We start from the raw sequence: 7718 nt of genomic DNA, 5'->3' as shown, positions 1-7718 counted from the left end.
GATACTGAAATGTTCAAAGTAAAACCGCAAACTACCGTATTAATTATCATCACTTTATTGATTATTGCTGCTTTATACGTGAAGTTCTGGTAAAAATATTATAGAGAATAGAAATAAAAAAAGTGCGGAATCATCGATTTCGCACTTTTTTTATAGATGATTATTTTGTCAAAAAAGCCGTGTTTTTTCTTGAAAAACTATAATATTGTAAAATTCCTGTAGTCGTGATTTTGTTTCATCAATATCCGAACGCAAAATATAAACCGCAAACAATAACAACGAAATGGATTCATTAATTCCGGGATTGTTATTAATAAGCGCAATAACACTATCTATAGACTGTTCTGCTCCTTCAGGAAAAGCTAATTCCTGATACGTTGGATCAGCTGTAATTTGCTGTAAATCATTGATGTCAGCTAAAAGCTGTTCGTATTTTGTAACTCCTTCTTGGGCTTCTACAAAAACATTAAGCATTTGTGCCAAAACCTGCTCTTCGCTAATACGAAAAACATCCAGTCCTACCTTATAAAAATCTTCGATTGAAAAAGAAAAACTGGCAGAGCTAAAGGTTTTAATAAAAGCCAGAATCTCCCACTGGTATTCTAAGGTAATAGGAAATGAAGATATAGCACTATCTCCGTCTTTTAGATCAGGATTTAATACTAATTTTAAATCAAATGGCAATGAAAGCTCGAGCCTTTTACTGGATACAATATCAAGACTGTAAAAGGCCGAATCACCACGGTGCCCTTTTGAGTATTGTAAATTTTTATAATGAATGTTATCAAAAATGGAGTTCAACCCATTTTCTACAAAGGACAAAAACTCAGGTAAATCATCTACAGTAATAACCTCCGATAGTCTCGGATAATACCTTGCTGTAGCTACTGGAACCGCTGAAATTGGATTTGTTGGCATATGCTAATTATTTTGACTTTATTTTTTACTTAATTAAATTCTAGCCGTATTTATCCTAGCTGAGGGAATAAAATAAATAGTCTATTGTAGTTTTATTTTGACGGTTCATTTGTTTTACATGACAAAGATGAACCCTTAATTGTGCTTTAAAAAATTACTGCTTGGTGTTTTAACGGCTTTGTACCAGGCTTGTACAGCTTTGTAAAGAGATAGGATTTCCCTCTATTAAAATGTTCTTCTTTAGAACATTTTAGACAATAGTATGTAAGCGAAACTCATAGGCTAAGTTCCGGATTGTATATAAAATATGTAGTTGTTGGGATTGTTAGCTTAAAAAAGCTATGAAATATTAGGCTCAAAGAGAAATGCTTTGAGCCTTATTTGACGAAGTCCGTAAAAACAGGAATATTTATAATCCTATTTCATGAAATACAATCACTTTATTCAAGGCTTGATTGCTTTAAATTATTGCTCAAAGTCAGGAGACATTTGCGCAGCGACAGTGGTAAGCATGAACACTTCAGAAAACTGTTTTTGAGCCTTGATTTGTTTTTATATGGTTAGACTACTTCTATGATCCGAAATACAAACCTACAAAGCATTATCTAAACATATCAACATCATTTTGAAAGTTATATTTATCTTATTTAACTTAAAAAATGATATTTAATTGATTAATAAACGCTTCTGTTGTTAAATCTAAATCTGAAGGTTCTATTGCAATTGATACAGAAACATCATTTATATTTGTGATATAATGTAAATCTGATTCCGGCCATCTTCTATATTGAGATGGATTAGACTTAATTGCAGAAAAAGCCTGACCTATAATAGTTTTATAATTATCTGACTGCTGACAATATTCTTTAAAATTTTTCACTTCCAACATTAGATTTTTTAAATCTACCGTTGAAACTTCTGCGATAACTTCTTCATTAAAATCTAAACATACTGACATAATTGGTTCAGATTCAACATGAAATTGTTCAACACCCCATAAAACCGCATCGTCTGGCTGAGTTAATATAAAATTTAATTGATTAATAGCATCATCAATATAATACAAAGTAAGTTCTGACAAATTGCCCGATTCTGGTATACTTGAATCATAAACCCCGACTTCAACGTATCTGTAAGTTTGAGTTTTCCTTCTAACAGCTATAAATTTTGGATATGACATATTATATATTTTATTTTAATATAGATTAAAAAATTGAACTTTAAGGTAATAATGTAGGAAATGCTGAACCATAATCCAATGTTGAACTTGGTACAACTGTTGGCTGTATACTTACTTTATTGCCTATAAACATTCTTATTTTAAGTCCTTCGCTACTATATCCAAGCCAAGTATTTGATTGTGCTCCTAAACTGTTTGGTTCTATCCAATCACTCGGACTCAAATTATATCGAGCAAATGCAATCTCATTTAATGCTTTCTCTTCTGACATCCCTACAAAAAGAGTTGTTTTTGGAGAATTAGTTTTTCCTACCCAACCTCGTATAGGATTTCCACTTCCATCAAAAACAAATTGCCAATTACCACTTACTTTTTTTCTTAAATATCCCCAAACAAAAACTTCGCAATCTTTTGCACCAGAACCGGGTACTTCTGAACTAGCCCTTATAGCAGTTTGTACTGTTGCACTAACTGTGGGTGGTGGTCCTATTTTATAGACTTTACCATTTATAGTAGTGGTAATAAAAGTTAAAGGATTTGGTTCTGTAATCACAAAATCAAAATGTAATCCCGAATAACCTGTAACTAAATTATTTCCGTTGTGAAGATCTTTCTTTATGGTCCCTTTTAAATGATTTACAAGTAATTCTCCATGATTTCTAGAAACATGCACTTTTCCAACAGCTTCAAGATAGCCTACTTTTTTAATGTAAATAGAATGAACAGATACGTGCAATGGATTGTTATCAACTTTTTCCCAATATTTTATTAAATTTCCTTTCTTTATTCTATTAAACACATCTGCACTACAATCACCATAATGCTCTAAAAATGTAATTTGTTTACTATTAGTTAATGCTTTAAAACCTACAAAGCATTATATAAACATATCAACACCATTTTGAAAGAGATAAGTCTCTTATTTTACTTAAAAATTGATATTTAATTGGTTAACAAATGCTGCTTCTGTTAAAGTAAAATCCGAAGATTCTAAAACTAAACCAACGAAAACATTATTTATAGTAATTCCAAAATCAACATCAGATTCTGACCATCTTTTATATTGAGATGGATTAATCTTGATAGCAGAAAAAGCCTGAGCAATAATCGTTTTATAATTATCTGCCTGATGACAATATTCTTTAAAAGTTTTCACTTCTAACATTAGATTTTTTAAACTTAAAGTTGAAACTTCTGCTATTTCATTTCCATCAAAATCCTCACAACCAGAAATAGATGAATCAGATTCTACTGTAAATTGTTCAACTCCCCATCTTACTGTACCTGTTGGTCTACCTAAAATGAAGTTTAATTTACTAATGGCTTCATCAATATAAGGCAAGGTAAGTTCTGATAAATTACCAGATTCTGGTATATTTGAATCATGAACTCCAACACTTACTGCTCTATCAAGAGAACTACTTTGAACGATTATTGATTTTAAGTATGACATATTTATAATTTTTATTTTTAATAATTAGGTTAAAACAATTAAATTTAAGGTAATAATGTAGGAAATGCAGAACCATAATCTAATGTTGAACTTGGTACAGTAGTTGGTTGTATACTTACTTTATTCCCCAGAAACATTTGAATTTTAACACCCTCACTACTAAGTCCTTGCCATTTAGCAGAAGACTGTCCATTCATACCACGTACCCAACTATTTGGATTTAAATTATATCTCGCAAAAGCAATTTCATTTAAAGCTTTCTCTTCTGATATCCCTACAAAAAGAGTTGTTCTTGAAGAATTAGTTTTCCCTACCCAACCTTGTATAGGATTTCCACTTCCATCTAAAATAAATTGCATATTAGGGTTTCTTCTATTACCAATGTTTTCACGAATATAGCCCCAAACATAAACTTCACAATCTTTTGCACCAGAATCTGGTAATTCTGAACCAGCCTTTATAGCACTTTGTACTGTTGCACTAACTGTTGGTGGTGGTCCTATTTTATAAACTTCACCATTTATAGTTGTGGTAATAAAAGTCAAAGGATTTGGTTCTGTAATCACAAAATCAAAATGTAATCCCGAATAACCTGTAACTAAATTATTTCCGTTGTGAAGATCTTTCTTTATGGTTCCTTTTAAATGATTTACAAGTAGTTCTCCATGATTTCTAGAAACATGTGCTTTTCCAACAGCTTCAAGATAGCCTACTTTTTTGATGTAAGTAGAATGAACAGATACGTGTAATGGACTGTTGTCAACTTTTTCCCAATATTTTATTAAATTTCCTTTCTTTATTCTATTAAACACATCTGCACTACAATCACCATAATGCTCTAAAAATGTAATTTGTTTACTATTAGTTAATGCTTTAAAACCTTCAATTGCATTATCATAATGAAAGCGTTTCCAATAGTTAACTAAATTATGATTTTCAACAAATTTATCAAAAATAGTCGAACTAGTTGTTCCATATTGATCCAGAAAATCCCATCTTTTAGAATCAGCTATACCTTCAAGCGTTTTTCTTAAATCATCTGACGCATCATAATAGCGTACGATAGCTGTTGTTCTGGCTTGATTAGCCAAAAATTCAAGATTGTTTCTATCGTTAATTTTTTTATTATACAATAATTTCCAATTATCCATTAGTTTTTGAGCATCTCTATCAATTATAGTCAAAGCCGGGATATTATCTCCATATTCAAACATAAAGGCTATTTTCTCCTCTTCATTAAAAGCAGAAATATTGAATATGGATTTGACATTTGGAAAATCATTTTCTAATCTTATTAAAAATCCTGATAAATCATCTCCTAAATTATCAATTTGACTAACAAGTGTTCTGAAGTTGTCAAATGAGGAATGTGGAGGGATACTGTTTCTTAATTTTTTAGTGGCTTTTTTTAACATCCTGCTGGTAATAATATCAGCAGACATAGAGAAAATTTCAACCGCACCAAGCCATAAATCTATATTATCTTTAAACTCTAAACATTCTTGATAACTCTGATATTCAGGATCACTTTCACTAGGAGGTTGTCCTTGAGAATTAAAATATACATCACAAGTACTTGATGCCAACAAGCTATGAGCCATACTCGCAACACCAGAAACAGCTTCAAAAGTATTAAAGAGTCCTTTGAAAGCTCTTATCAAATGTGCAGTTTCTGAAGCTGACAAAGCTGCAGATCCGGGTCTTAACAATCTACCAAAAAGAGATAAATCCTTTAAATGTCTTAATTTGGGTAAATTACCAATTCCTGTAAACGTTAAAACAACATCAAAAATAGTACTAATCGTATTTTTTACATCACTTTTATCCCCAAGGTCATCTACATATTTTAAATAAAATGCAGGTATACAATTATATAATTCTCCTTCGACCGGGGTCTCTTTATTCAATAAATTTAATAAAGGAAGATTGATAATAGTTTCATTAACATCAGAAGGCTTTATTGATAAAGGTTGAAAGAAATTATAAACTCCATAAGGTTGGTATCCATAATCTTTTACCTCTTCTTTTGCTAAGATTTTATTCTCATAAAATTCAAATTTATAATTATCAACATACCATAACAGTTTTTTATCGGATTCATAATTAATTACCAGTGGTGCTGCTGTATAATCTGGAATTTTATCAAAAAAACTAATATCTGGATCAAATACTTTCCATCGACAATTAAAAGGTGTATATATAAAATTATCTAATGCGGTTTGTGCTTTAGCGGGTATTTCATGAAAAGGATTAAACTTGCTTTCTAACCATAAATTATATACTGCCTTAACGAATTGTCCTTGATTACCATTTCCGTCATCATCATAAACAGTTCCATCATTTATTTTAGAATACAGAACCTCATATAAAGTTTCTTTTACAGAATAATCATAAATTGTATTTAAGTATATTAGAAATTTATCTATTTCATCATAATTCAATTCCCCATTGCTCTCATGAGCAATGGAACGGATTAATTTTATTAGAGCTTGTTCTTCATTTAAAGTATTAAAAAACCAATTTCCTATGATCCATTTATTATCAGGATTTAATATTTTTTTTAAGAGATTAATTTTTACATCATAATCCAAATAACTAAGCTCCTCAACTGGAAATAAATTGATGATATAAACAGCAAATTCCTCAATAGCAATTTTGCTATAGTCCTCTTTATAATTCAGAATCCAATATCTAAAATCAATTAGTGCTAATCGCAAACGAGCAAAATACTCTTCAGTATATAATTGATGATACGCTGATTCAATAGTGCCATAAGGCAAATTATATCTATTAGGTAAGTTTATATGTGCCTCAAGAGGGGCATATAATTTATTATCTATCAACCAGATTATAAAATTTGCATCTGAAAATATTTCATTCCAAACATAAATTATCTCAAATATGATTCCTTTTTGCCCATTATCTAATGAAGAAAGTGTATTATTTGGGAGTAGAAATTTTTTGTTGATTATATAATTACCATAATAATTCAAATCATCACTAACTGGCTCACTAATTACCTGTAAATTATTATCTCCACTAGCATGTAATGGCAAATTATTCAAATTAGAGTTTGATGAAATTTCACTAAACAATGCGTATTGATAGTTATATATTAACTTTATTTTTTGATCAGCATCAATCGTAATGAACTTATATTCAAAATATACTTTCATTGTATCATCATAAGAAAAAAATGGCGTAAAACTAAATTTTTTTCCTAGGTCAAGTTTTGTTGCTTCCGTACCTTTTTTATCATTACTTATATAATTGTTTTCCCAAAATTTTTCCTCGGAATAATATCCATTAAAATCCCCAGTTTTAGCATCAAATGCAGCCATATAGGCAGTATCTCCTTTTTTAAATCTTCTAACTCTACCATCTCTATTGATTGAATTACCTTTAATATCAACTTCAGAAATATCATTAAAAAATAAAAGGTTAGGATCTTTTGGATTAAAAATTCCTGAATCACTTATAGCCGATAATGGAACAACTTGTCCATCAAACAACATTACTGCATCTTCCATATTATAGAGATTTATTTAAAGTATAATTAAAATATATTTCTTCTTCCACATACTCACTATACCCCTTAGAAAAATGGTATTTTCGATCCAGAGAGTATATCATTACATCCGTATCGGGAGTTGATAATTCGAGTTTGCCATCGGTATTTTCGGCTACAATGCCCAGGCGGTATTTTTGGTAGCTAATATCTTCAGGGGAAAGCAACTCATTACCATCTTCAAAAAGATCAATTAGGAACAATCGTGGGTTTTTCATATTTGCTGTAATCAAGGCTTTGATGCTCTCGTTTTCTTCTTTCGTAATACCCAGTATAATCTTGTTAGGCGTACTGCCATCAAGGGTTTTGAGTTCCAGTCCGGTGATGGTTTGCGTACTGTCTGTAAACAATTTCAAATTATAGTAATACGGCTCCGCTAAGCTGTAGGTTTTACTCTGAGTTACTGCCCTACTGGCTGAAACGCTGCTTTTAGTATCTGAGGTAATACTTCCAGTAGCAGAAACAGCATTGTTCATTACATCCATGACTTCAGTCAGGTAAGTCACACGGGCTACCGTTGGGGTTTCTTCTATTCCTGTTTCAATCACATCATTAACCGTGAGTGTTTGTACTGCCGAGAGTCCCTGTTGTTTCTTATC

6 protein-coding genes are annotated in these 7718 nt (G+C 30.9%); all 6 read right to left on the bottom strand.

The annotated features are described in order from the left end of the window. Nucleotides 1-168: 168 nt before the first annotated feature. Nucleotides 169-918 carry a hypothetical protein gene (locus H599_RS0117510; RefSeq protein ID WP_026715317.1) on the bottom strand — a complete coding sequence of 250 codons (750 nt, stop codon included), beginning with the start codon at nt 916-918 and terminating at the stop codon, nt 169-171. A 652-nt stretch (nt 919-1570) separates the two neighbouring features. Beyond that, on the bottom strand, nt 1571-2098 hold the full coding sequence (locus tag H599_RS0117505) for a hypothetical protein (RefSeq protein ID WP_026715316.1): 528 nt from the start codon (nt 2096-2098) through the stop codon (nt 1571-1573). A gap of 40 nt (nt 2099-2138) precedes the next feature. Further along, nucleotides 2139-2897, bottom strand: coding sequence for a hypothetical protein (locus H599_RS0117500; RefSeq protein WP_026715315.1), 759 nt, complete (start codon nt 2895-2897; stop codon nt 2139-2141). Between the two features lie 129 nt (nt 2898-3026). Further along, entirely contained in the window at nt 3027-3551 is a 525-nt protein-coding gene (locus H599_RS0117495) for a hypothetical protein (protein ID WP_026715314.1), read from the bottom strand. 44 nt (nt 3552-3595) lie between these two features. Further along, nucleotides 3596-7081, bottom strand: coding sequence for a hypothetical protein (locus H599_RS0117490; protein ID WP_026715313.1), 3486 nt, complete (start codon nt 7079-7081; stop codon nt 3596-3598). Nucleotide 7082: 1 nt separating this feature from the next. Beyond that, nucleotides 7083-7718, bottom strand: a 636-nt coding sequence (locus tag H599_RS20960; RefSeq protein ID WP_035141889.1) for a hypothetical protein, incomplete at its 5' end; no start/stop codon positions are given.

It is taken from the genome of Flavobacterium daejeonense DSM 17708 (assembly GCF_000425425.1).
Classification (GTDB): domain Bacteria; phylum Bacteroidota; class Bacteroidia; order Flavobacteriales; family Flavobacteriaceae; genus Flavobacterium; species Flavobacterium daejeonense.
The sequence above is the reverse complement of the archived record's forward strand: the minus strand, read 5'-3'. Positions and strand labels throughout refer to the sequence as shown.